Annotated in this window: 16 protein-coding genes and 2 tRNA genes; 12 read left to right on the forward strand and 6 right to left on the reverse strand. The window is 43.9% G+C overall.

From position 1 onward, the window contains the following. Positions 1 to 75 precede the first annotated feature (75 nt). From BMX56_RS30155 to BMX56_RS12260, 3 genes are all read right to left on the reverse strand, one after another. Positions 76 to 237, reverse strand: a complete 162-nt coding sequence (locus BMX56_RS30155) for a hypothetical protein (protein WP_177183790.1) — start codon at positions 235 to 237, stop codon at positions 76 to 78. 133 nt (positions 238 to 370) lie between these two features. Continuing rightward, a complete protein-coding gene (locus BMX56_RS12255) occupies positions 371 to 1,105 on the reverse strand; it encodes a LytR/AlgR family response regulator transcription factor (RefSeq protein WP_090647271.1) in 735 nt (244 codons plus the stop codon). A 1-nt stretch (position 1,106) separates the two neighbouring features. Further along, positions 1,107 to 2,225 (reverse strand): sensor histidine kinase, encoded by a 1,119-nt coding sequence (locus tag BMX56_RS12260; RefSeq protein ID WP_090647275.1) that lies wholly within the window; start codon positions 2,223 to 2,225, stop codon positions 1,107 to 1,109. Between the two features lie 239 nt (positions 2,226 to 2,464). On the opposite strand from BMX56_RS12260, the gene BMX56_RS12265 reads away from it, so the two are divergent. The 4 genes from BMX56_RS12265 to BMX56_RS12280 all read left to right on the forward strand — a co-directional run bounded on the left by BMX56_RS12265 (position 2,465) and on the right by BMX56_RS12280 (position 8,551). Next, the gene (locus tag BMX56_RS12265) at positions 2,465 to 4,918 is read left to right on the forward strand and encodes a TonB-dependent receptor domain-containing protein (RefSeq protein WP_090647279.1); all 2,454 of its coding nucleotides are present in this window, start codon (positions 2,465 to 2,467) and stop codon (positions 4,916 to 4,918) included. Positions 4,919 to 4,950: 32 nt separating this feature from the next. Continuing rightward, positions 4,951 to 5,988 carry a glycoside hydrolase family 43 protein gene (locus BMX56_RS12270; RefSeq protein WP_177183791.1) on the forward strand — a complete coding sequence of 346 codons (1,038 nt, stop codon included), beginning with the start codon at positions 4,951 to 4,953 and terminating at the stop codon, positions 5,986 to 5,988. A gap of 353 nt (positions 5,989 to 6,341) precedes the next feature. Further along, on the forward strand, positions 6,342 to 7,022 hold the full coding sequence (locus BMX56_RS12275) for a 3-keto-disaccharide hydrolase (protein ID WP_090647288.1): 681 nt from the start codon (positions 6,342 to 6,344) through the stop codon (positions 7,020 to 7,022). Further along, positions 7,022 to 8,551, forward strand: a complete 1,530-nt coding sequence (locus BMX56_RS12280) for a Gfo/Idh/MocA family protein (protein ID WP_218152411.1) — start codon at positions 7,022 to 7,024, stop codon at positions 8,549 to 8,551. Before BMX56_RS12275 ends, BMX56_RS12280 begins: the two co-directional genes overlap by 1 nt. Positions 8,552 to 8,621: 70 nt before the next feature. Here BMX56_RS12280 and BMX56_RS12285 read toward each other — a convergent pair whose 3' ends face one another. Next, positions 8,622 to 9,476, reverse strand: coding sequence for a hypothetical protein (locus tag BMX56_RS12285; protein ID WP_090647291.1), 855 nt, complete (start codon positions 9,474 to 9,476; stop codon positions 8,622 to 8,624). Positions 9,477 to 10,040: 564 nt separating this feature from the next. On the opposite strand from BMX56_RS12285, the gene BMX56_RS12290 reads away from it, so the two are divergent. Together BMX56_RS12290 and BMX56_RS12295 are read left to right on the forward strand one after the other, a co-directional pair. Further along, a complete protein-coding gene (locus BMX56_RS12290) occupies positions 10,041 to 15,917 on the forward strand; it encodes a DUF3320 domain-containing protein (RefSeq protein WP_090647296.1) in 5,877 nt (1,958 codons plus the stop codon). Between the two features lie 1,421 nt (positions 15,918 to 17,338). Next, entirely contained in the window at positions 17,339 to 18,316 is a 978-nt protein-coding gene (locus BMX56_RS12295; RefSeq protein WP_090647301.1) for a GlxA family transcriptional regulator, read from the forward strand. A gap of 98 nt (positions 18,317 to 18,414) precedes the next feature. On the opposite strand, the gene BMX56_RS12300 is transcribed toward BMX56_RS12295, so the two are convergent. Further along, positions 18,415 to 19,044: an HAD family hydrolase gene (locus BMX56_RS12300; protein WP_090647305.1), complete on the reverse strand. Its 630-nt coding sequence runs from the start codon at positions 19,042 to 19,044 to the stop codon at positions 18,415 to 18,417. A 64-nt stretch (positions 19,045 to 19,108) separates the two neighbouring features. Between BMX56_RS12300 and BMX56_RS12305 the strand changes: the two genes are divergently transcribed. Then, a tRNA-Ile gene (locus tag BMX56_RS12305) sits at positions 19,109 to 19,182 on the forward strand. 175 nt (positions 19,183 to 19,357) lie between these two features. Here BMX56_RS12305 and BMX56_RS12310 read toward each other — a convergent pair. Then, positions 19,358 to 19,439, reverse strand: a tRNA-Leu gene (locus BMX56_RS12310). 216 nt (positions 19,440 to 19,655) lie between these two features. Here BMX56_RS12310 and BMX56_RS12315 point away from each other — a divergent pair. From BMX56_RS12315 to BMX56_RS12335, 5 genes are all read left to right on the forward strand, one after another. After that, complete coding sequence (locus BMX56_RS12315) at positions 19,656 to 19,997, forward strand: hypothetical protein (protein ID WP_090647309.1); 342 nt, start codon at positions 19,656 to 19,658, stop codon at positions 19,995 to 19,997. A gap of 35 nt (positions 19,998 to 20,032) precedes the next feature. Continuing rightward, positions 20,033 to 20,494 carry a DUF4268 domain-containing protein gene (locus BMX56_RS12320; RefSeq protein ID WP_090647312.1) on the forward strand — a complete coding sequence of 154 codons (462 nt, stop codon included), beginning with the start codon at positions 20,033 to 20,035 and terminating at the stop codon, positions 20,492 to 20,494. A gap of 393 nt (positions 20,495 to 20,887) precedes the next feature. Next, complete coding sequence (locus BMX56_RS12325; protein WP_090647317.1) at positions 20,888 to 23,356, forward strand: glutaminase family protein; 2,469 nt, start codon at positions 20,888 to 20,890, stop codon at positions 23,354 to 23,356. Positions 23,357 to 23,834: 478 nt separating this feature from the next. Beyond that, the gene (locus BMX56_RS12330) at positions 23,835 to 25,157 is read left to right on the forward strand and encodes an MFS transporter (protein WP_177183792.1); all 1,323 of its coding nucleotides are present in this window, start codon (positions 23,835 to 23,837) and stop codon (positions 25,155 to 25,157) included. A gap of 9 nt (positions 25,158 to 25,166) precedes the next feature. Then, positions 25,167 to 25,895: a (Fe-S)-binding protein gene (locus BMX56_RS12335; RefSeq protein ID WP_090647326.1), complete on the forward strand. Its 729-nt coding sequence runs from the start codon at positions 25,167 to 25,169 to the stop codon at positions 25,893 to 25,895. Positions 25,896 to 25,899: the final 4 nt, after the last annotated feature.

Consider the following 25,899-nt stretch of genomic DNA (forward strand, 5'->3'; position numbering starts at 1 on the left):
TTCGTAAAAATCCCCCTAAAACAAAAAAAGCTTCTTAAAAAAGAAGCTCATTTTCATAGGTAGGTGATATGCTGATCAGGCAATAAAGCCTGTAAATTGCTGGTTGTTAACCTGTTTATTGCCAATTAATTGTTTATGAATAGCCTTAAGGGTTACTACTTCCCTGGTAAACAGATCAACAATTGAATTTTTGATGTGTTTAACTGTTTTTTCGGTATTGATGTGTACTATCTGCATGATTCAGTTAATACCAATTTCGTGCCAAAAAAGTATTGGGTTTTCTTTGTGGTTTAAATTTTATCCTGCTGCGTTTTGTAAATCGTTTTAAACCTGGGCTATGGGCGCCATTTACGTTTATGACTGGTGTTTGTTATTTTTTATCCCAAAGCCTGTTGGTAACCACCTGGCCAATCACCTGCTCGCGGTAATTACGGCTTATAGGGATTTTGCTGGCCTGGATAAATATCTCATTGCCTTCAATACCATCAATTTTGTTGATAGCTACAATGTATGATTTGTGCACTCTGATAAAAGCCTTGCCGGCCAGGTTTTCCTCCAGGTTTTTAAGGGATAGCATGGTTACATATTTGCCTTTCAGCGTAAAAATGTTCACATAGTTTTGCATGCCTTCTACATAAAGGATCTCATTCAAGGGTACTTTTTCATACTTGCTGCCGCATTTAATAAAAAAGTAATCTTCCGGCTTTTCGGTTTTAATGACATCGGCTGACGCAGGTTTCGTTAGTAGCCGGTGATAATCCCGGGCTTTGCTTGCCGCCTTAAAAAAACGTTCAAAGGTGATGGGTTTAAGCAGGTAATCCAGCACATCCAGCTGAAAACTTTCCAGCGCGTAAGTAGGGTAGGCGGTAGTTATAACCACCATGGGCGGTTTTTGCATAATCTTCAAAAACTCTATCCCGTTCATTTTGGGCATCTGGATATCCAGGAAAATCAAATCGGCAGGTTGTTGGTCAAGCAGTTTCATAAGCTCAAGCGGGTTTTCGCAAGTGCCGGCCAGCCGTAAAAAATCCACCTCGCGTACGTAGTTCCCAAGCCCTTCGCGGGCCAATGGTTCATCATCAACAATTATACAATTGATATTCATATTAAGCCATTTGCATGGTTGGTGATATTTGGAGCACAGCAAGCGTTAGTTGTAGTTTTACCGTAAAAGTATCGGGTTGGCTGTCAATATCCAATTCATAAATGCCAGGGTACATTAAATCGAGCCTTCGTTTAACATTGGCCAGCCCTATACCGCCGTATTTTATCGCCTGGTTAGCCTCGCCGGGGGCTGTACTATTGCTTACAAACAAGCTAAGCCGCTGCCCTTCCAGTTCAAGTTTTATGCTGATCCAATTGCCCCCATTTACATGGGCCGATACGTGCTTGAAAGCGTTTTCTACAAACGTCATCAAAATAAAGGGGGCGATGCCCAGGCTGCCGGCAAAAGGTGTTGTCAACGCTATATCAGCTTGCACTTCGGTATCATGCCTCAGCCTTTCCAGTTCGATAAAATTTTCAAGATAGGCTATTTCTTTTTGAAGGGGGATTTGCTGGTCGTTGCATTCATAAAGCTGATGCCGCAACAATTCAGAAAATTTGGCCAGCGAAGCCGAAGCCATATTGGGATTTTTGTGGATAAGGAAAAATATGGAATTGATGCTGTTAAACAAAAAATGAGGGTTAAACTGGTATTTTAAAAATTTAAGCTCGGTTTCAAGCTTCTCTTTTTCCAGCATTTGTTGCCTTTTTTGCGTTTGTGCCCACGTTTTAGTAAGCTTAATACTCATGGCAAGAGTGCTGCTGGCCACTATTGATGGCAACGGATTGGCCAGGAAAAGGGTAAAAAAGTTATGAGGCCCGCTACCATATAAATCATCCATTGTTTTGCCAGATAGAATGGCGCTTAAAAAATACCCCGGAACAATCAGCATGGCAGCCACGATGATTGTTAATAACTCGTAAGTTATGTATTGCGCAAATTTGCCCTTTTCCATATAACGTGGCATCAAAAAATACAGGTTAAAATACGCCGCTAAAGCCTGGAATACTAGGTAAAAACTAAATTTTACCGTGTAGGGAGAGAAAAAGATGCTGCGCGCCACGCCAATAGGATCGCCCTGGGAAAATACCCACCACAGGTAATTGTATAAAAACCAAAAAGGCAGGTGGTATAACTTATACCTGATAAGCCAGTTTTGTTTGGATTGAATTTGAGGCATAGCTAAAGATACAGCTAAATGAATTATTTTTTTATGGCCGTAATCTCAACGGCCTTAATTAATTGACCAAATGCACCTATTGGTGTATAACCGGTAAATTATAATAAATACGGACCGTTTTAATCAACTTCGGCGCTTGTAATGTATTTCGTCAATCAAGGTAGTACACTGGTCAATCGGATTTTTCTGCGGTAGTTGGTTTGTATTCCTTTGGTCATACAACCTTTTGAAATTGACCTATGAAATACTTAATCATCAGCTTACTAACTTTTTTTTGCCAGGCATTGTTTGCCCAGGTATCGGGAAAATTTGTGGACGCTACCGGGCAACCTGTTTCATTTGCAACGGTAATATTATTGGATAGTTCCGATAACGCGCTGATAAAATCGGCGCTTACCGACGATAAAGGTGCTTTCAGGTTTGAACCTGTTAGCCAGGGCCGCTACATTGTCAAAGTAAGTGATATGACTCATGAAACATGGTCGTCGCCAGTATTTGAGCTTGCCGGCATAAGGCCAGCCAAAAATCTGGGCATTATCGGGCTAAAAGGGGCATCCAGGCAATTAAACGAGGTTACGATCAGGGCCGATAAGCCTTTGGTGCAGCAGGAGCCCGGTGGGATGGTAGTAAATGTTCAAAGCAGTATATTAACAAAAGGCAGTTCGGTTTTACAGGCATTACAGCGCTCGCCGGGTATAATCGTCAATCCCCAAAACACCAGCTTTACCCTTAACGGGAAGGCGGGAGTAATGGTTATGCTGGATGGCAAGCTGATGCGGATGTCGATGCCGCAGGTACTTACTTTACTAAACGGCATAAGCGCTGATGATATTGAAAAAATAGAACTACTAAATACCCCGCCCGCCAAATATGACGCCGACGGCAATGCAGGGCTTATTAACATTGTTACCAAAAAAAATAAACAGCAAGGTACAAGCTGGTCTGTTACGGCCACGGCAGGATATGGCCGGGGCGAAAAGGGCTCGGCAAATGTCTCAATCAACCACAATACGGGTAAGGCGGGCCTGCGCGCTTCTTATTCGTATGCTCATGATCGTGGCCATAGTGAATTGTTTGCAGGCGGGACGGAAACAGTACCGGCCATAGGTGGGCAAACCGAGTTTCTGTACACAGGGCTTGCCAAACCAATAGCCAAATACCAGGATGCCGAAATTGGTGCCGACATCCGGCCTAATCAAAAGACAACCGTTGGCGCCAGTATCTATTTTGCGGCCGGGAGCAACCATAACAATAATTACAACCATGGGCATTATGCCCTTAAGCCCGATTCTGTTTTGCTCTTTAATTCCTACCTCGATGGTATTAATCATACTTACAATACCATTGGCTCCATTTACCTGGAACGGGAACTAAGTAAAGGCGAAAAAATCAATTTTGATGCGGATTATATTTATTACAAAAACAACGGGCAAACTAATGTTGAAAGCACCTTTGTTGATAACTATGGTAACCTGGCCGGTGCCGGCGACAGCCTTTACGCGCCCCGCCAGCGCGATCTGGCCAATACCGCTATCAAAGTATCTGTGCTTAAAGCAGATTACGCAAAACAAATAAACCCAAACCTGAAATTAGAAGCAGGGGTAAAGGGCACCTTTACCGGCAGCAATAGCGTATCCGGAATTGAAAACATGCAAAACGGCCAATGGGTACTAAGCAGTGTAGGGGTATCCAATAACCTGGTTACAAAGGAGGTGATTGGCGCGGGGTACGCAACTTTGAATGCGAAGCTGGATACCGCTACCAGCCTTACTATTGGCGCACGCTATGAATACTCGCACAACAGTACCGATAACGCCAGTAATGCCCAATATGATATCGACCGGAAATTGAAGAAGTTGTTTCCGAGTGTTTTTTTTACGCGGAAACTTAATGAACATTCCGAATTGCAGTTATCCTATACCAAACGCGTCAGCCGCCCGTCGTACAGCGATCTGGCTTCCTACGTAACCTATAATGACCCGGTATCTGTTTTTACAGGCAACCCTGCGTTAAAACCTACCATTACCGATAATATCAAACTAGCTTATAATTACCATGATTACCTGTTTTCGATCTTATTCAGCCGCGATAAAGATGTGATATTACAAACGCAAATTTCTACCGGGCCATCTAAAGGGCTGGTTTACCTTGCCCCGCAAAACGCACCTTATCAAAATAACATTACCCTGCAAACCAGCGTCCCGGTAAAAATAACAAGCTGGTGGGAGGGGCGTTATGGTTTTGTTGGCGGCTGGCGGCAATACAAAGTGGACTATACGCCGCAAACTTTTATCAAATCATACTTGGCCGGATCGGTTGATTTCAGCGAAACGTTTAAACTTCCTAAAAGCATTTCGGTGGAGGTTTCCGGTTATGCCTATTCACCGGCGTATTACGCTACCTCAAGAAGCAACGGAAACGGGATGCTTAACCTGGGGATAAAAAAGGAATTGGATAATAATAAAGGCAGTTTTCAGCTATCAGTTACCGATTTGTTGTTGTCGGCAAGCTATTACGCTTATATCGGCCACCTTACCCGCGATGCTTTTAATTCGCAGGTATGGGTACGGTATAACGGCGAATCAAGGAGCTTTCCCATTATCAAGCTTACCTATTATCGGTCATTTGGCTCAAAAAACAAGGTTCAACGAAAAGATGATAACGCCTCCAAAGATGAAAGAGGACGGTTATAAATTATATAAAAAATTGTGTCCTATATTAGGGCATGAAAAACATTATAAAAATCTGCCTTTTATTAATGGTTGTGACCCAATCGGCCTTTGCCCAGCAAAAAACTTTTACCAATCCTTTGCTGCCTTCCGGGGCCGATCCCTGGGTTATTTACAAGGATGGTTTTTATTATTATACCAATTCAACAGGGAATCACCTGGCTATCTGGAAAACTAAAAATATCACGCAGCTAAAAACAGCTGTTAAAAAAACAATCTGGGTGCCACCGGCGGGTACCAGCTATTCAAAGGAACTTTGGGCGCCCGAGCTTCATTTTATAAAAGGAAAATGGTATATGTATTTTGCTGCCGATGATGGCAATAACAACAACCATAGGATTTATGTGATCGAAAATCCGGCTGCCGACCCAACTGAAGGTAACTGGACATTTAAAGGAAAAGTAGGCGACAGCACCAACAAATGGGCCATTGATGTATCGGTATTTGAAAATAAAGGACAGTTATACATGATTTGGGCCGGCTGGGAAGGCGATGTTAACGTGCAGCAAAACATCTACATAGCCAAAATGAAAGACGCCTGCACCATTGAAGGCCCGCGGGTAAAAATATCAAGCCCCGAGTTTGACTGGGAAAAATATGGCGACCTTGGGGCACAATCAAACCCGCCGCATGTTAACGTAAACGAAGGCCCCGAGATTTTAAAACACAACGATAAGCTATTCCTCATATACTCGGCCAGCGGTTGCTGGACAGATTATTATGCCCTTGGTATGCTCACGGCATCAAAAAACAGCAACTTAATGGATGCCGCATCATGGAGAAAGTCGGTCCGACCGGTATTTAAGCAATCGCCGGAAAATGGTGTTTATGCACCCGGCCACAATTCATTCTTTAAATCTCCTGATGGAACGGAGGATTGGATATTGTACCACGCCAACTCCAAACCTGGCCAGGGCTGTGGTAATGACCGGTCGCCCAGGGCGCAGAAATTTGGCTGGAAAAAAGATGGCTCGCCCGATTTTGGCGTTCCTTTAAAAGGGGGCGTGCCCCTTGATATACCATCGGGGAATTAATATTGTTGTTTGAATTGCAGTTGGTTTGTCGTAAATCCGCAGTCTTAAAAAGCGGTGATAACTGGTTTATTATACCACGCGCGGGTTAATAAATTGGTGATAAACATGTCAGTTTACAAGGCAAATGCATCTAATAGTTAATGGATTGCCCGATCTGTTTAGTGTTAACCATGTAAAAATACAAAACATTGATTGTCAAATATTTATATAAAAATATATCTAAAATATGTTAAGTTATGTTAACCCAGTTAGATGCGTTTGCCCTGTGTCAGTCTAAAGGTTTCCTTGCATCTTTCAAATAAATATCTCTACCTTAGTATAACCAGTTACAAGCTATTTAATTCCTGTCTGCCATGATCAAAAAGCATTTTCAACAAGGCCTGCTGGCCTGTTTACCACTTATTATTTTATTTTCAATAGATGCCAAAGCGCAAAATAAAGATGGCTGGCGACAGCTTTTTAACGGTAAAGACCTTAACGGCTGGAAACAGGTTGGCAAAGGCAGCCGCTATGTAAAGGATGGCTTAACCGGCAGCCACGGTGGCATGGGGCTATTGTACTGGACGAAAGAAAAATTCAGCAACTGCACTATCCGGGTAGTTTATAAAATGCAAAAGTTTAACAGTAATGCGGGCGTATTCATCCGCATACCGCTGGAGCCCCGTGAGGAGTGGATGCCCGTATTTTATGGTTATGAAGTGCAGATAGATAACCATCCCGAAACCTCCAAAGAGGACGACTATCATATTACCGGCACCCTGTACTCACTTACCAAACCATTGGCCAAACCCGGCAAGCCCGGTCCGCAATGGAATACCATGGAAATTACACTGGATGGCCCGCGAACTATTGTTGTTGTTAACGGCCAAAAAGTAACCGACTATAAAGAGGGCGACCCAACACCTGCGCGTAAATTCGATTTCGAACCGTTCCGCGGCACCCGTCCCAATGAGGGCTACATAGGCTTGCAAAACCATGGCGACGACGATGTGGTGTTTTTTAAGGAAGTAGCTGTTAAACCATTGCATAAATAATGACTATGGAGCAATTGGATGAAGCAACAGGCAATAATGGCATAAGCCGGGCCGACTTTATAAAAAAAGCCGCTATAGCCACGGCCGGTTTTTACATTGTACCCCGTTTTGTGCTGGGTGGCAAGGGTTACACCGCGCCAAGCGATAAGCTGTACATTGCTGCAATAGGCTGCGGCGGCGAGGCTGAGAACGACATTAAGCATTTTGCTACCGCCCCTAAAAAGAATGCTGTTATAGCCTTTTTATGTGATGTTGACGACAGGCAGGCCGCGCCACGCCGCAAAGAGTTCCCCAAAGCGCCTTATTATCATGACTGGCGCGAGCTGTTTGATAAACAGCATAAAAACTTTGATGCCGTAACCGTTGCCATACCCGATCATAACCACGCCTTGGTTGGCCTTAACGCCATGCAGCTCAAAAAACATTTGTACCTGCAAAAGCCATTAACCCATGATATTTACGAAGCCCGCATACTAACCCAGGCATCCGAAAAATACCGGGTGGTAACTCAAATGGGCGACCAGGGTGCATCCTGCGATGGTATGCGCACCATGCGCGAATGGTTTGAAGCCGGCCTGATAGGCGACATTGAGAAAGTATATTGCTGGACCGACAGGCCGGTTTGGCCGCAAGGGATTTCCTGGCCGAAAACAAGCCCGCCAATTCCTAAAGAACTCAAATGGGATCTGTGGCTGGGTACTGCAAAGCAAACCAATTATATTGATAACCTGGTGCCTTTTAACTGGCGCGGCTGGTGGGAGTTTGGCACCGGCGCGCTGGGCGATATGGGCTGCCACATTATGGGGCCGCCTTTTAAACTGCTTGGCCTGGGTTACCCAACCGAAGTCTCGGGCAGCGCCAGCACCGTTTACAGCGGCATTTTTAAGGAAGGTATTTACCCCGAAAGCGGGCCGGTATCCAGTTCAATCAAGTTTAAATTTAAACAGCAAAACGGTAAAAACCTCGATCTGCATTGGATGGATGGCGGCATAACGCCCGAACGCCTTAATGAGCTTGACCCTGCTTTAAACATGAATGAAGCGTTGGGAGATTTTCCCGGCGAAAATGATTTTGAAGGCTGTACATTATTTATAGGCACCAAAGGAAAAGTTTCCTGTGGTTGGGGAGGCAGTCACCCCCGACTGCTGCCGCTTACCTTAAACAAGGATATAAACGTACCCGAAAAGTACCCGCGCGTTGCCGGCGGTATGGATGGCCATTGGTGGCAGTGGGTTGATGCCAGTATAGCTGGCTATGGCAAAATGGAGGTTGATTCGCCATTTGTGGGATATGCAGGGCCATTGACGGAAACAGTGCTGATGGGCAACCTGTTGCTGCGCACCTTTAACCTGCGCGAGAAAATAAAACGCAACGACCCGGTTTATGGCAATATGGAAGGCTACAAATTTAGCGGCAGGTACACCGGCTTAAATTGGGACGGCGAAAACATGCGCGTAACCAACTTTGAACCCGCCAACCAATACATCCGCCGTACTTACCGGCAGGGTTGGGGCGAACTGAAATTGTAATTAATCCAGGAAATATAAAACCGGGCGAGTGATAAATGTCACCCGCCCGGTTAATATGTTTTTTGAAGATTTATAAAGCTACGGTTGTACTGTTAGTCACCTTCCAGATAGCACTACCAGCTACCGGGAAGCTTACGCCGTTGGTATTGCCCCGGGTTGCGGCATCCTGTCCAAAATAGTATAGCGGATGCCCTTTATAAACAAGCTGCGTTTTTCCGAATACGTTAATAGTGGTAAACTGGGTTTTATCAAAAATTGACGGGATACTGGCCACCCCGGTAACCTCAAAAATAGGCCACGCGGCGTTATTGCTGAAATCGGTTTTTGTAAAGTTGTTTTTACTTGATGCATCTTTACTAAACATGTATAATGTAAGCCCCTTGTCATCAGTTATAAATTGCGATGCTCCGGTGCCTGCAATGCCTTGATCGGTGTACTGGGCTTTATCCAGCCCGATAAGCTGGGCGTTGCCAAACATAATGGTGTAGTCGGCCTTGGCTATGGCCCAAAGGTTGGCAACCTTATCACCATTGGTATCACCGGCTTTAAGGTCTTTGCTGTAATAATATAATGGCCAGCCTTTATAGGTACTTTGTTTACTGCCGTCGGGCCTATCAATCACACCAAAATCTGATGATGTCAGGCCGGCGCCAATGGTCAACCCTGCTTTGTAAAATACCGGCCAGGTTGTAGCGCAGCCGTCTACACAAACCGAAGCGCCGCTTACATCTTTAGAGAAAAAATAAAGCGAGAATCCGTTGTTATCTGTAAGTACTTTCCCGAAGGTGGCGTTATCGGTTAGCACAACTCCGGTAAGCTGCGGCGTTGGTATAATGCGGTTTGAACTTTTGCTGCATGAGGAGCCCAACAGCACAATGCTTACAAACACTGCAATCATTGCATGAGGTAACTTGTAATTTTTCATAGGTGTTAATTTAAGATGTAGTTGATTTTATTAGTCATTACTCTAAAAAAGGGTAAATGGTTGCTTTTTAAGAAATGTAAAATTTAAGGTGTAGCTGAATGCCTAGTGGAAATTCTGAATGGGGAATAACGTATATCGCATGGCGGCGAAGACTCACCCTGCGAGGCTGCGGCCGCCACCCTCTCTTCACCTGCGGTGGAAATAGGGGCTTGAACGCTGAATATAAATACGTTATAAAAAATAAGTAATAAATTTTCAAGCCCCTCTTTCCGGCGAAGCCGAAGAGAGGGTGGCCAGCGCAGCGTAGCCGGGTGAGTCTTAACCAGCGTTGAAAGCCAATGTTTGTGTAAATATTGAATGTGTCATATGAGTAACGAATCGGAGGAGATTTAAGTGATGCTGTAAATACACTATACTATCGAAATCACAACGTCTTTTTTATACGAGACTCATGTGTTCCTACCAGTCCCCCATACCCATATTTTAGCTGCGTATATTAAAAAAACACATTCGCAGCGTTTAATATGGAACAGATAAAAATAAATATCTATCTTTTCAACTAATATGAGCACGCGTATTTTAACAGCAACAGATATCAACCTTACATATACCCCTGTAATCAATTTCGCCCTTCAGCAAAACCATGTGCCGGTAATCCGGTCGCTGGTAATTAACAACAGTACCGGGGCTGATTGGAATGCCCTGGAAGTTGAAATTACTGTTGAACCGGCTTTTGCGCCTTTATGGAAAAGGATTTACGGGTATGTAAAACAAGGGGATGCCTTTGAAACAGGTGCTATACAGCTCAACCTTTCAGCCCAATACCTGGCCGAATTAACCGAGAAGGTATCAGGCACTATAAATATTATTATCCGTAATGGTGATGAACTGCTATTGTCGGAAAATCGCCCGATAGAACTGCTTGCTTATGACCAATGGAACGGGCTGGGCTTGCTGCCCGAGATGCTGGCGGCTTTTGTAACGCCCAATCACCCGGAAATACCGAAGATCCTTCGCCGGGCATCTGCCATTTTACAAAGCTGGACGGATAACCCTTCATTTGATGATTACCAAAGCCGCAGCCCCGATAGGGTTCGTAAGCAAATGGCCGCCATTTACGAGGCCATTGCCGAGCAGCAACTAATATATTGCACCGTACCTGCCAGCTTTGAAGAAAGCGGCCAGCGCATCCGTTTGTGCGATGCCATATTTGCCAACAGGCTGGCCAATTGCCTCGATCTATCGTTGCTATATGCCGCCTGTATGGAGGCTGTTGGTATCCACCCGATTATTATAATAGTGAAAGGGCACGCCTTTGTCGGCGGCTGGCTGGTTGATGAGTCATTTGCCGATGCTGTTAACGATGATCCATCGCTTATTACCAAACGTACGGCGGATGGCATAAGCGAGATAGCCATTGTAGAAGCTACCTGCATGAATGCGGGCAACAATACCTCATTTGATTCGGCTGCGGCATCGGCCGGGCAAAAGATGCTGAATACCAGTGAATTTATATTGTTTATAGATATTAAGCGTGCCCGCTTTAGCGGCATACGGCCGCTGCCCTTGCGGGTAAAAACCGCTGCAGGCTGGGAGATTATTGAAGAAAACCGGCAGGAGCGTGCCAATGCCCTGCCCGAGGAAATTTACGCCGGGCAAAAACTGAAAAATGTAGATCATATTGAGATTTCGAAACAGCGCCTCTGGGAGCGTAAATTACTCGACCTTACGTTGCGTAACAGCCTCCTCAATATACGGATAACCAAAAGCGTAGTACAATTTATGACCGTGAACGTAGGTAAACTGGAAGATGCCCTGGCCGATGGGCAGGAATTCCAGGTGTTGCCAAGGCCGGCCGATTGGGACAATTCGCTGCGCGATGCCGGCATGTACCAGGCCCTGCATCAATCGGACCCGATTGCCGAGCTGATACAGCATGAGCTGAGTCAAAAACGTATCCGTAGCTTTTTGCCCGAGCCGGAGTTAACCAATGGGCTTACCAGTTTGTTCCGTGCCTCGCGGTTATCCATCGAGGAGAATGGAGCTAACACCCTTTATATCGGCCTGGGCTTGTTAAGATGGTACGAAACTGATGCCAGCGAGCGACCAAGGTATGCTCCTGTTTTGCTGATACCTGTCGAGATCATCCGTAAATCGGCTCAAAAAGGCTATGTAATTCGCAGCCGCGACGAAGAAACCATGGTGAACATTACCTTACTGGAAATGATACGGCAGGATTTTGGCATCACTATAGGCGGCCTGGATACATTACCTAAAGACGAAAGTGGGGTAGATGTAAAGCTGATATTTAACATTGTACGCCAGGCCATTATGGCCAAATCAAGATGGGATGTAGAGGAACAGGCAGTACTGGGCACATTTTCGTTCAGTAAGTTTATCCTCTGGAATGATATTCATAATAATGCCGAACATCTTTATCGCAATAAAGTTGTAGCCAGCCTGGTATCGGGCAAGCTGGAGTGGCAGGCACTGGAAAATGCCGATGTCTCGCTGATACAGGATAGCCAGCTGCACCCGGCAAATATCGCACTCCCCATCAGTACCGATTCATCGCAATTGCAGGCTATTGTAAGTTCGGGGCAGGATAAAAGCTTTGTGCTGCACGGGCCTCCGGGTACCGGCAAATCGCAAACCATTACCAATATTATAGCCAATGCCTTATACGCCGGGAAGCGGGTGCTTTTTGTGGCGGCCAAAAAAGCCGCGCTCGAGGTGGTGGAAGACAGGCTGGAATCAATAGGCATAGGCGATTTTTGCCTCGAACTACATTCCAACAGATCAAAAAAAACAGCGGTGTTGGAGCAGCTTAAAGCAGCTACCGAGGTAGCCCGCAAAGCCGCCCCCGAAAGCCACCGCGACGAGGCCGACCGCCTGTTTGCCCTGCGAAATGAGTTGAATACTTATGTTGAAGTGCTGCACAAAAAATATCCGTTCGGTTATTCGTTGTTTGATTTGTTTAGCAGTTACAGCCGTTTTGAAAAAGGGGAGGACAAGGTATATTTTGCAGCAGGCGCAATAGCACAGCTAAGTCCTGCAAAGTTAATTACATGGCACGATGTGGCCGAAGAATTACAGGTAGCCGGTGCACTAATAGGCCAGCCTGCCAACCATGCCCTGCAATACATGCGTTTGCAGCAATATAATAACCAGGTAAAGCAAGACGCCGGTCAATTGATAGAGCACCTGCTTGACCTCCTGAGTCAATACCAAAGCCAGCTTATTGGTGTAAGCAGGTTGCTGAAAATAAACGGGTTGGTTAAAAGCAAGGAGCAACAACAGTCATTACATACCCTGGTAAGCTTACTGCTTGAATTGTCCGATATCCCGGCATCATTGCTGCAGGCCGATTTCCTGGAGCAAACTTTTGCCCAGGTGGCAGGGATTGCGGCCCACGGGCAACAGCGCGATAAACTACGTTCGGCCTTGCTTGGCCGGTACCAAAAGGAGGTTTTAGCTATACCAGCCCAAAGAATTTTATCTGAATGGAATATTGCTAATGGTAAATGGTTTTTACCACGGTGGCTGGGCCAGCGGGCAATTGTTAAAAACATGCGCGCGCTTTCAGTTACGGGGCAAATTGATAAATCGGCTATAGCCGAGGACTTGCAGCAGGTGATAGCCTTCCGAGCCGAGCAGGACGTGATTGACAAAGCTGCTTTTTTACCCGGCCTGCTCGGCTTTTTATGGAAAAATGGCGATCCCGACTGGGACGCGTTACTCCGTATAAGCGATGCCGTTATCAATATTAACCGCGCCGTAGGAACGCTTGTAGGTGCTACCCAGTTGAGGGAGTGGCGTGCGACGTTATCGCGCGAGTTTACCGAAGGCAGCAGGGCGTTTATTATCCAAAACTCCGGCACGTTAAGCGGCTTGCTGGCTACAGAACAACAAGTGACTACTACCGAAGGGCAAATTCAACAACTGTTGGGCATAAACTTTGCCACGCTGCCTGTTGTTACCAGCGATTACACTGCCGACCTGATTGATGAGGCCGTTAAGTGGGTGAAACACCTTGACGAATTGAAAGATTGGTACAACTGGACATTGACACGGGATAAAGCCCTGGCCGCGGGATTAGCCCCCTTGCTCACCGCTTACGAAAAAGGTAATATAGCAAATACCGACCTTGTGAGGCAGTTTCACAAAGGATTTTACCGCTCAGCCGCCGAATATATATTAAGCCTGCACCCCGAACTGGCTAGTTTTAACAGCGGCCTGTTCGGCGAAAAAATAAGAAAGTTTCGCGAGGTGAGCAGCAAGTTTGAAATGCTCACCCGGCAGGAGTTATACGCAAGGCTGGCAGCAAACATCCCTTCATTTACGCAGGAGGCTTCGCAAAGCTCAGAAATTGGCATGTTGCAGCGGGTGATCAGGAATAACGGACGCGCAATGTCTATCCGCAAAATATTTGATGGCATTCCTAATTTATTGCACCGGCTGGCTCCTTGTATGCTGATGAGCCCGATATCGGTAGCCCAGTATTTTGATGCCGGCAACCCTAAGTTTGACCTGGTGATATTTGATGAAGCATCACAGTTGCCCACCTGCGAGGCGGTAGGCGCCATTGCCCGTGGCACCAACGTAATAGTAGTTGGCGACCCTAAACAAATGCCGCCGACCAGCTTTTTTGCCACCAATAACTTTGATGAGGACAATGTGGAGAAAGAAGACCTCGAAAGCATCCTGGACGATTGCCTTGCGCTATCCATGCCATCACAACATTTGTTGTGGCACTACAGGAGCAAGCACGAAAGTTTAATTGCGTTTAGCAACGCCAAGTATTACGATAACAAGCTGCTTACCTTCCCATCAACAGATGACATTACCAGCAAAGTAAGTTTTGTGCCTGTAGAAGGGCATTACGATAAAGGGAAAAGCAGGCAAAATAAATACGAAGCCAAAGCGATTGTTGATGAGGTGATTAAGCGATTGTCTGATCCGTTGCTGGCCAAAAAGAGCATTGGTATTGTAACTTTTAGTTCGGTGCAGCAGTTGCTGATAGATGATATGCTGACAGAGGTCTTTGTACTTAGGCCCGACCTGGAAAAAATTGCCCTGGAAACAGGTGAGCCCCTGTTTATTAAAAACCTGGAGAACGTTCAGGGTGACGAACGCGATGTGATCCTGTTTTCTATTGGCTACGGGCCTGATGAAAAGGGTAGGGTAAGCCTGAACTTTGGCCCGGTAAACCGCGATGGCGGCTGGAGGAGGCTGAATGTAGCCGTATCAAGGGCAAGGTACGAGATGAAAGTATTTTCGACTTTAAGGTCAGATCAGATAGATCTTAATCGGACATCCTCTGAGGGAGTGGCAGGATTAAAAGCTTTTTTAGCCTATGCCGAAAAAGGGAAAAGCGCTTTGCCGCCACGCGCATCGGTAAAACAAAAAGAAGATGGCGGGTTTGAGCTGAGCATAGCCGAATCGGTTCGTAAACATGGTTATGAAGTACACAGCCAGATAGGGTGTTCTGATTTCAGGATCGACCTTGGGATTGTGGATAAGGAAAATCCATCGGCATATATTTTGGGCGTGTTAACCGATGGTAAAAACTATCATGCGGCAACCACCTCGCGCGACAGGGAGATAGTGCAGGTTGATGTGTTAAAGTCGCTGGGATGGAATGTGCACAAGATCTGGTCGACAGAATGGTGGGAGAAGCCAGACAAGGTTATCAGCGGCATAATGGATGCCGTTACTAAGGCAGAAGAAAGTAAAAAGAAAGCAGCGAAACCGGCTGTAACCGAAACAGCTAAACCGGTACCACCCCGGCCCGATGACTTAAACAACAAATCCTCGTTTAACCAATCTGTTTCGGAAACACCAACCCGGTTTGCAACTCCGGCTGTTTCAAAAGTTGTCGAAGCATACGAAGTTAGCCGCCTGGATACTGTACATACGTTAACGGCCGATGATTTTATTATGCAGCATAACCGTGGCAAGCTGAAAATGCAGGTATTTAATGTACTGCAAACTGAATCGCCTATAAGCAAGGATCTGCTCATCAGGCGGGTTCTGGCAGCGTGGGGAATTAGCCGGGTAACGGCGCGGTTTGTTAATCACCTGGATGGGGTATTTGACCAGATGAACATCACCCAAAGCAAAACCGCAGGGGGCAATGTTTATTTCTGGAAAGCAGACCAAAGCCCTGAGAAATATAACATCTACCGCATAGCTAAAACCGATGCCGATAAACGGGATGCTGATGACCTGCCGCCTGAAGAGGTAGCAAACGCTATACGCGAAATTCTTCATAACCAGGTGAGCCTGGCCCGGGCCGACCTGGTAAGGGAAGGGGCGAAGCTGTTTGGTTTTGCCAGGATAGGCGCTAATGTAGAAAGCGCGATGCTAAGCGGTATTAATATTGCCATGAATAAGGGTTTTGCAACGGTAAATGGTGAGCGGGTAGTTTATAAAGGTTAATATGCTAACATGAAAATAAGCAATATCCGATAGCAAAAAGATCAACTCAATACCCGTTCGAAATTGGCGAAGACGTATTAGAGTTTTAACTTTTAGGACTAAAATCCTGCTTGATCTCCCTAATCACCCTGGCGATAAACAGCATCTGTATTGGCAGCTTAATATCTATTTACATCGGCAGAAAAAAGCAATCCTTTTAAAATAAAAAAGATGGGTAGCTTCAATGCTATCCATCTTTTATTTACAATTTAATGTAAACCTCTAATTATTTCGCAACTTTTTTGGCTGGGATCAAAGGTACAATGATAACTGCTAAAAACAGGGCAACTTCTAATACGATTAACATGGTCTTAATTTTTTAAATGATGATTGAATTGTTGATAGGGCTTGGTACCTTATTATTTCGCAACTTTTTTAGCTGGAATTAATGGTAACACGATAACTGCTAAAAATGCTGCAACTTCTAATACGATTAACATAGTTTTATTTTTTTAAGTGATTTATATATTATTATATAGCTTCAGGAAGTATATTGTTAATCGCGTAAATCCTTTATTTATATGAACTTAAGTGATAAACATTTTCGGTCTCCCGAGCATTCACCGGCTAAAAATATGCCATAAATCTACCCTCGTTTTTTAAGAGTTGAGAAGCCAAAATTAAATTTGCCGTATTTTATAATTTACAAAAATTGAGGTGTTATTTCGAAAAATAAAAAGATGCTTTGAACATTCGGAAAAAAATAAGGCTTGTTTTTTGATTGTAAAATTCCGGATCAGAAAAAAACTAAAAGATCATGGTTTAAAAACATGACATTGTATAAAAAGGGCTATATTGAACGATGAAATTTTTAAAATAAGCCCTAAAAGCATATTAAGGATGAAAAAAACGATCAAATTTTGAATATTAAAGGAAAAACAGTGCTTATTGAGTCCCATTTTTACCTCTTTAGTATTTTAATATTTTTTTTTGTCAATTTGTCAGTACACATGACAATTGTCAATCTTACTGACAAAAAATCTTAAAAAAAACTGCCAATACGCTGCCAAGCGAGAACTTTCTGTGTCAAATAACGACTTGCAATCCAAATTATGGTCATGCCAAACTATTTTTAGATCCGGAGCAAAACGGTCGGTATTTTAAATAAACTTGATGGAGAATTAAAAGGCACCAGTTTATATGTGACCGTATCAATGATAGGTAAAGCAACCCGGCCATCGTCTTGGCATTAAACCAGGCACGGCAAAACAACGGTGTACAATATACAGGCAGGCAATAATAGCATAAGTATAAATACTGCGCGAAGCATTTATCAATTGTATTTAAACAATTAACTAACAAGCATATTCAATAAATATCCCGGTAGCAAATAACCTGCGCTAAATCTTGCTTGCGTTATTGCTTTATTATATTTTTGAAATATGAAGCATATATCTATCTTAATACCAAAGGGCGCAATTTTGGGTAGCCTGGAAGGCTCGCGCCAGTTATTTACCCAGGTGAACCAGTTTTTTTTATCGATGGGAAAAGAGCCGATTTTTAAAGTAGAGTTGGTTGGCCTGCAAGCTGAAACGCCTATCAGCGGTGGTTGCTTTACCGTAAATTCGCATCTCTTAATCTCGGACGTTAAAAAAACAGACCTGATTATTATCCCTGCACTTGATGGCGAAATAACGAGTGCAATTGAAAACAATAAAGAATTTATTCCATGGATCATTGATCAATATAAAAACGGCGCCGAAATTGCCAGTTTATGTATGGGGGCTTTTTTGTTGGCTTCTACAGGCTTGTTAAAAGGTAAAAGCTGTGCCACCCATTGGATGGCCGCCAACCAGTTCCGTTCCATGTTTCCGGACGTAAACCTGGTGACTGAAAAAATTATTACCGATGAACAGGGCATTTACTCCAGCGGCGGGGCATTCTCGTACCTTAACCTGATACTATATCTCATAGAGAAATTTGCCGGCCGGGATATGGCTATTTTAAGTTCGAAAGTATTTGCTATCGAAATGGAACGTACCAACCAATCGCCATTCATTATTTTCCAGGGACAAAAGGATCATTCAGACGATCCGATAAAGAAAGCCCAGGAATTTATTGAGAAAAATTATTCAGAAAAGATAAGCGTTGAACAGTTGGCATCTATGTTTGCCTTAGGAAGGCGAAATCTGGAGCGTCGCTTCAAAAAAGCAACATCCAATACAGTAGCCGAATACATTCAGCGGGTAAAAATAGAAGCGGCCAAAGTAAGCCTGGAAACATCGCGCGATAACGTAAATGAGGTGATGTATAACGTTGGGTACACAGACAATAAAGCTTTCCGTACTACATTTAAGCGTATTACGGGTCTGTCTCCTATTGATTACAGGAATAAATACCAGCGGCAGTATTCTAACTAAATGCATAGCCTATGCATTTAATGCCGTCTTGGCTATTCGCATTGAACTGGTTGTTGAACTTATTCTACAACCGCTTATTGATGTTTGGGCAGTTCTGTTTACAAGCCCGATCTTTTAAAAAACTGCTGAATAGTATCCGGCCTGGTCATTAAAAGTGTTTGAATACCCAGTTTTTCGGCGCCAGCCAAATGCTGCGGACTATCATCAATAAATAACGTTTCGGCAGGATTAAGATTGTTTTCATTCAGTACAAGTTGGAAGATCCTGGCTTCTGGCTTCCGCTTGCCCATGAGATGCGAGTAATATGCCTTTTCAAAAAGATGGCCGTTACCATCAAAACCAAAATCTTTTTTAAGATATGCCATGATGTGATCATAGTGAATTGCATTAATGTTACTCAATAAAAATGTGCGGTATTTTGTTTTCAAATCCAGCAGCAATTCATGGTTGCCTGGCTCAATTCCAAGTAACATACTATTCCACACGCCGTTTATTTGCTCGTCAGTAAGGCTGGAATTGCCCGATTTTTGCCTGATATAGTCCCTAAACTCTTCTGCCGACACCTCTCCCCTGTCAAATTTATCAAAAATTTCGTCCTGTTGTTTATGGCCAAAAAATTCGGCAGCATTACTGATACCCAACTGGTTCCAGCCTTGCTGGGCCTTTCTGAAATCGATATTAAAGATAACGTTACCGTAATCGAAGATGATATTTTTGATATTTTGCATAAAGGGTTTTGTTATTTGCCTGCAAATATGTAAAATTGCACCCGTTAAATAAACACAAATAACCGCGCCTATAGCTCAGTCGGTTAGAGTAGAAGACTCATAATCTTTTGGTCCCTGGTTCGAGCCCAGGTGGGCGCACAAAAAGCGATTCTTCGCAGTGTAAAAACCCTCTAAATCAGCGATTTAGAGGGTTTTTGTTTCAATCCTTTTATAAGCCCCGACGATTTATATTTTATTATGTCCCTGAAAAGTTGGGGGATGATCCTTTGTATCCCCACAAAAAAGCCCCGTATCTGAAGATACGGGGCTTAAGTGCGGAAGAAGGGACTCGAACCCCCACGCCTCGCGGCGCCAGATCCTAAGTCTGGTGCGGCTACCAATTACGCCACTTCCGCATTAGGATTTTTAACAGGTCGCAAAGATAGTGTTTTAGGGTAAATTATAAAAGATAATTTTAGTTTTTTGTTTATCTGCCTCATTACTTTGTTGTTAAATTAATATCACGAATAAAAAAAGCGGCAGGTCCCCCAATTTAGTTTCTTTTGATGCCTTATCGGCCCGAACAATTTCCGCGCTAACTTGTAATACAACTAATAAACAAAAACTAAACTATGCCACGTACAGTAAGCTATCAAATCAATAAAGACAACGGAATCCCTATAAGTATTATCATTGAGCCGGTACAAACCCAGTCATCAAACAACAGCCTTGATTTTACGGGCGTTTACGCCTTATATAAAGGCGACAGCCATGGCGTGGCCCACTTACTGGAGCTGCAGGAAATAGCGCCCGAAATAGGGGACAGCCTACCGCTGGTAGAAGATGTACTTAACCCGGCTTTTTTAGGGCGGCTGACCTACGATAATAACAAATTAAAGTGGGACTATACCGGCGGGCCGCTTTCAGCAAATGAACAGGCTCAGGTGGTAGCGTTTATACAAAGCGCAAAATAATCTATAAATTCGCCGTATAATAAATATAACAACTATTGTACTCGCGCGATCAGGCATCACAAATTAAACAGGCATTCTGGACAGCTTTTGGCCAATATATTGCACCGCAGCCATCGGCCGATGGTTTGCGCATAAACTGGGTTAATTATAAAACAGGCATCAAGCACCTGCATTTTAAAATGCAGGCCGATAAAAGATCGGCATTTATTAGCGTCGAAATTTCGCACCCCGATTTGGGCATACAAGAACTGATTTTTGATCAGTTTAAAGAACTTAAATTGGTATTTGACGCCAGCATAGGCGAGGAGTGGGAATGGCTGCTGCACACTACCGATGATAATCATAAAACGGTAAGCCGTATCATCAAAACCCTGCCCAACGTAAGCGTATTTAACCAAAACGACTGGCCCGCACTAATCTCCTTTTTCAAACCCAGAATCATCGCCTTAGACGATTTCTGGAGCACCGCAAGTTATAGTTTCGATTTGTTCAAGTAGGTGTCGGATGTGCAGATGTGCAGATTTCAGATCTGCAGATTTTAAATTTCAGATGATATTAAATGAGATGACGGTTTGATTTCAGCCAATGCCGTAGTTAAAAAAACTGAATTTATCGAATTAAAGATTGACAGAATTTTGTCTGAATTTCGATTAATGAAGTAAAGGAGCATTATGACTTAGTTCATTTTCAAATCTTCAAATTTTCACATCCTCAAATAATTCTTCATCTGCACATCTGAAATCTGCATATCTGCACATTCGTTTTCTACAATTCGTATCAATTAATCGTCTATTTGACGCTTTCTGGTAAAAGCGTTTATTAATTGAAAAAGAAAACCAAATATTTACCGTTGGTACTTATCAATCTATATAATAACACTACTAAAACACATGAAGAGGTTTCCATTAACCGTTTGTATTTCACTATTGGGGCTGTTTGCCCGGGCGCAGGATGTTAAGGCGCCGGCCTATCCGCTTATTACGCACAATCCTTATTTCAGCATCTGGTCGTCTACCGATGATTTAAATGAATCAACAACTCACCACTGGACAGGAAAAGATCAATCCTTGTTGGGCCTGATAAAGGTGGATGGCGAGGTTTACCGTTTTATGGGTAAGGAACCGGTACACTACAAAACCCTGGTACCCGGCGGCGATGAAAAACCTTACGAAGTAAAGTATACCGAAACAAAGCCATCAGATAACTGGGCCGACGGAAAATTTGACGATACAGCATGGAAAACGGGTACTGCGCCTTTTAGCGACGACCCCAAACAAGGTAAAACCGTATGGACAAGCCGCGACATTTGGGTGCGCCGGGTGTTTACCTTTCACAAAGCAGACATTAATAAATTATTCCTGAAACTTCACCATGATGATGAAGCCGAAGTATACCTTAACGGCGAAAAAATAAACGTAAGCAGCGGCGCCAATGGCGATTTGCAATTGATGTCGCTTAAGGGTGATGTAGCCGGTAAACTAAAAGAAGGCGAAAACATATTGGCTTTACATTGCACCAATACCGGTGGCGGTGCTGCCCTTGATGCTGGCTTTGCAGATGAACTAAAACCTACACAACATGCCGATATTCAGGTAGCTAAACAAACCCATGTTGAGGTTACGGCAACCCAAACCATGTACGCATTTAAATGCGGCAAAATTGATTTGCAAGTAACGTTTACATCACCCTTGTTAATGAATAACCTTGATTTGATGGCACGGCCAATATCGTACATTACTTACAGTGTAAAATCAAATAACGGCCAGGCACACAACGTGCAGGTTTATTTAGGCGCATCTGCGGATATTGCCCGGAACAAACCATCACAGCCTGTTACAACCCAAAAGTATGAAACAAGCACTTTGTCGGTATTAAAAGCAGGGACTATTGAGCAGCCTATTTTACAAAAACGGGGCGATGATTTACGGATAGATTGGGGATACATGTATGTTGCGGCGCCAAAATCGGCAACTGCCACACAGTACATCAGCACAGGCGACGAAGCCGTTACTTCGTTTTTTAAAAACGATAGTAAATCAACCGTTAAAGAAGGTACAGACGTGGTACTGAATACCATAGTGCCATTTGGTAAAGTGGGTAAAACAGCGGTTGAACATTTTGTTGAATTGGGCTACGATGATATCACGCCCGTTCAGTACTTTCATGTAAACTTAAAACCATACTGGCAAAACGCGCAAATTAAAACTATTGACCAGCTGCTGGCTAAAGCAGCAGCCGATTACCCCGTGATTACTAAAAACTGCGCGACTTTTAACGCACTGATGTATCACGATGCTCTAAAAGCAGGTGGTGATAAATATGCTAAACTTTGCGTGTTGGCTTATCGCCAGGCAATAAGCGCTCATATATTGGTAAAAAGTCCGCAGGGCGAACTCTTATTTTTATCGAAAGAGAATTTTAGTAATGGATCTATTAACACTGTTGACGTAACTTATCCTTCGGCGCCATTATTCCTCATTTACAATCCAAAACTGATGGAAGGTATGCTGAATGGTATTTTCTATTTCAGCGAAACCGGTAAATTTCCGCATGATTTTGCGGCGCATGATTTAGGTACCTACCCGCTGGCAAACGGCCAAACTTATGGCGAAGGTATGCCGGTTGAAGAGTCGGGCAATATGCTGGCGCTTACAGCGGCCATTGTTAAAGCAAATGGCAATAACCCTGCTTATGCTAAAAAGCATTGGAAAACCTTAACCGCATGGACTAACTACCTGGTTCGCGAAGGCGGCGACCCGGCCAACCAGTTGTGTACCGATGATTTTGCCGGTCACCTGGCGCGCAACGCAAACTTATCTGCCAAAGCCATAGTAGGAGTGGGCTGTTACGCTCACCTGGCCGATTTAATGGGCGATAAAGCTACAGGTACTAAGTACAGGGCAATAGCTAAAGAAATGGTTGCTAAATGGATGAAACTGGCCGATGCCGGCGACCATTACTCGTTGGTGTTTGAAAAACCTGAAACCTGGAGCCAGAAATATAATATTGTTTGGGATAAAATTCTTGGCTTAAACCTGTTCCCGCAATCGGTTTATGACCGCGAGGTTAAATTTTATCTCAGCAAACAAAACGAATTTGGCTTACCACTGGATAGCCGTAAAACTTATACCAAAAGCGACTGGATTATATGGACAGCCACCCTGGCCAAAAGCAACGACGATTTTAAGACCCTTGTTGCCCCGGTTTACAAATACGCCATGGAAACCCCAACCCGCGTACCCCTAAGCGATTGGCACGAAACCACCGATGGCAAACAGGTAGGTTTCCAGGCGCGCAGCGTTGTAGGCGGATACTTTATCAAGGAACTACAGGAAAAGTGGAAACCAACGGTGAAATAAGCCCCACCCAAACCCTCCCCGGAAGGAAGGGCTTAAAAAATAAAGCCTTTTGCTACTTTGGCAAAGGGCTTTTTTTTTAGCCAGTTTTAATTCTAACAGGGCATACGCGTGGAAATTGGGTTAACATAACTTAACACATTTTACGTATTTTATTTATAAATATTTGATAATCAATAATTTATATTTTATTCATTGTTAACACTAAAATGGTGCTTTGCGCAAATTTAAGCGCATATAATGGTTGCCGTGACCGGGCAACGAACACAAGGCATTGTTTGATGCTTACGCCTTTTTGGCATCATAAGCTTATTCCATTAGCTATTATTAAATAACACATCATTGCTGCTCAATATTTAGAAGCGTTTACGCTGTAAAGTCTGCTCTGCTGGGGCGCATTGTTATTTAAGGAGCTAAATGAAGGCGTCGCAGTTAGCGTGGGCTTGTATCTCAATTCTTTTTCGCTACTTTTATCTTATCAATGGAAACCAAAAATAACAAGAAAACCATCCGGGCCTGGGCATTTTTTGATTGGGCCAACTCGGCCTATAACCTGGTCATCACCTCAACAATTTTTCCGGCATATTATGTGGCCATCACAGCTAACGCTAAAAATGGCGATAGGGTAATCTTCTTCGGTAAAAGCTTCGTGAATACGGCATTGTCAGATTATGCCCTTGCTGCTGCCTATATGGTGATGGTTTTGCTGCTGCCCATATTATCCTCTATTGCCGATTACAAGGGCAACAAGAAAATATTTATGCAGTTTTTTACCTGTATCGGCGCGTTATCCTGCTGTAGTTTGTTTTTTTTTACAAAAGATACTTTGGAGATGGGCATTATCGCCTTTGCACTGGCGGCCATTGGTTATAGCGGTGGTTTTGTGTTCTACAATTCTTATTTGCCGGAGATAGCTACCATTGATATGCAGGATAACGTGAGTGCCAAAGGTTTTACCTATGGTTACATTGGCAGCGTGTTATTGCAGCTAATCTGTTTTCTTTTTGTATTAAAACCAGATTGGTTTGGAATATTAGATAAAAGCTTCCCGGCAAGGTTATCATTTCTGCTGGTAGGTTTGTGGTGGATAGGTTTCGCTCTGATCCCTTTTTCTGTATTGCCCAAAGGTAGCCCGAATGCGGTGAGCCATGAGCACAATATTATCAAAGGAGGTTTTATTGAATTAGGCAACGTGTGGAAAAAAGTGAAAGGCATGCCACTGCTAAAAAGATTTTTGCCCGCGTTTTTCTTTTACTCCATGGGGTTACAAACTGTTATGCTTGTGGCAACGGGTTTTGCTGCAAAAGTGCTGCATATGGGTACGGCAGCACTCATTTCAATCATCCTGATTATACAACTGGTGGCCATAGGCGGCGCTACTTTAATGTCGAGGCTGTCGGGCATTTTTGGTAACGTGCGGGTACTTATCGGTACAGTAATTATCTGGATAGGTGTATGTGTAGCCGCATATTTTACAACTACCGATACCCAGTTTTATTTGGTTGCCGTTGTTGTGGGGCTGGTAATGGGGGGCATACAATCTATGTCAAGGTCTACCTATTCAAAATACCTTCCGGAAAATATTCCCGATACGGCATCATTCTTCAGCTTTTATGATGTTACCGAAAAGCTGGCTATAGTTGCCGGGGTGTTTAGCTTCGGTTTTATTGAAGAATTAACCGGCAGTCCGCGCAATTCAGTATTGGTGTTAGGATTATTTTTTATCGTTGGATTGTTTTTATTGTTTTCTTTGCTGAAAGCCGAAAAAAACAATAAAAATAATACGGAATTTAGCGCCGAATAATTTGTGCCGATGAAGATAGAGCTGTTTGTACCATGTTTTGTAGATCAATTATTTCCTGATACTGCTTTTAATACCATAAAAGTGCTTGAAAAGGCAGGTTGTAAGGTGAGTTTTAACCCAAACCAAACCTGCTGCGGGCAACCGGCATTTAACGCCGGTTTTTGGGATGATGCCAAAGCAGTGGGCAGTAAATTCCTGAATGATTTTTCGGAAGATAGCGTGATCGTTACACCTTCGGCCTCGTGCACAGGCATGGTGAAAAATTACTATAACGATTTATTTACCAATACAGCCCTGCACAATAAATGCCGGGCCATACAGGGTAATATTTATGAGCTGTCGGATTTCCTGGTAAACATCCTCCAGTTTGATTACTTCGGTGCCGAACTGGACGGCAAAGCCGTTTACCACGATAGCTGCGCCGCCCTGCGCGAGTGCAAGATCAGAACCGAGCCACGGCAACTCCTCTCCAAAGTATTAGGACTGGAACTGCTTGAACTAAAAGATAACGAAACCTGTTGCGGCTTCGGCGGTACATTTGCCGTTAAGTTTGAGGCTATCTCTACAGCTATGGCGCAGCAAAAAGTAGATAATGCTTTAGCCGCCGGTGCAGAATACATCATTTCGACAGATGCGTCTTGTTTAATGCAGCTGCAAACCTATATCGATAAAAATAGCTTGCCTATCCGCACAATTCACCTTGCTGATGTATTGGCGTTGGGGTGGGGGAATGTTTGAATTT

Source organism: Mucilaginibacter sp. OK283, assembly GCF_900110415.1.
Classification (GTDB): Bacteria; Bacteroidota; Bacteroidia; order Sphingobacteriales; family Sphingobacteriaceae; genus Mucilaginibacter.

Excerpts from the sequence above, each read along its gene's own strand:
- BMX56_RS12325 (WP_090647317.1), top strand. The coding sequence starts at position 20,888 with ATGAAGAGGTTTCCATTAACCGTTTGTATTTCACTATTGGGGCTGTTT.
- BMX56_RS12300 (WP_090647305.1), bottom strand. The coding sequence starts at position 19,044 with ATGCAAAATATCAAAAATATCATCTTCGATTACGGTAACGTTATCTTT.
- BMX56_RS12260 (WP_090647275.1), bottom strand. The coding sequence starts at position 2,225 with ATGCCTCAAATTCAATCCAAACAAAACTGGCTTATCAGGTATAAGTTA.
- BMX56_RS30155 (WP_177183790.1), bottom strand. The coding sequence starts at position 237 with ATGCAGATAGTACACATCAATACCGAAAAAACAGTTAAACACATCAAA.
- BMX56_RS12335 (WP_090647326.1), top strand. The coding sequence starts at position 25,167 with ATGAAGATAGAGCTGTTTGTACCATGTTTTGTAGATCAATTATTTCCT.
- BMX56_RS12330 (WP_177183792.1), top strand. The coding sequence starts at position 23,835 with ATGGAAACCAAAAATAACAAGAAAACCATCCGGGCCTGGGCATTTTTT.
- BMX56_RS12275 (WP_090647288.1), top strand. The coding sequence starts at position 6,342 with ATGATCAAAAAGCATTTTCAACAAGGCCTGCTGGCCTGTTTACCACTT.
- BMX56_RS12280 (WP_218152411.1), top strand. The coding sequence starts at position 7,022 with ATGACTATGGAGCAATTGGATGAAGCAACAGGCAATAATGGCATAAGC.
- BMX56_RS12290 (WP_090647296.1), top strand. The coding sequence starts at position 10,041 with ATGAGCACGCGTATTTTAACAGCAACAGATATCAACCTTACATATACC.
- BMX56_RS12295 (WP_090647301.1), top strand. The coding sequence starts at position 17,339 with ATGAAGCATATATCTATCTTAATACCAAAGGGCGCAATTTTGGGTAGC.
- BMX56_RS12270 (WP_177183791.1), top strand. The coding sequence starts at position 4,951 with ATGAAAAACATTATAAAAATCTGCCTTTTATTAATGGTTGTGACCCAA.
- BMX56_RS12285 (WP_090647291.1), bottom strand. The coding sequence starts at position 9,476 with ATGAAAAATTACAAGTTACCTCATGCAATGATTGCAGTGTTTGTAAGC.
- BMX56_RS12265 (WP_090647279.1), top strand. The coding sequence starts at position 2,465 with ATGAAATACTTAATCATCAGCTTACTAACTTTTTTTTGCCAGGCATTG.
- BMX56_RS12315 (WP_090647309.1), top strand. The coding sequence starts at position 19,656 with ATGCCACGTACAGTAAGCTATCAAATCAATAAAGACAACGGAATCCCT.
- BMX56_RS12255 (WP_090647271.1), bottom strand. The coding sequence starts at position 1,105 with ATGAATATCAATTGTATAATTGTTGATGATGAACCATTGGCCCGCGAA.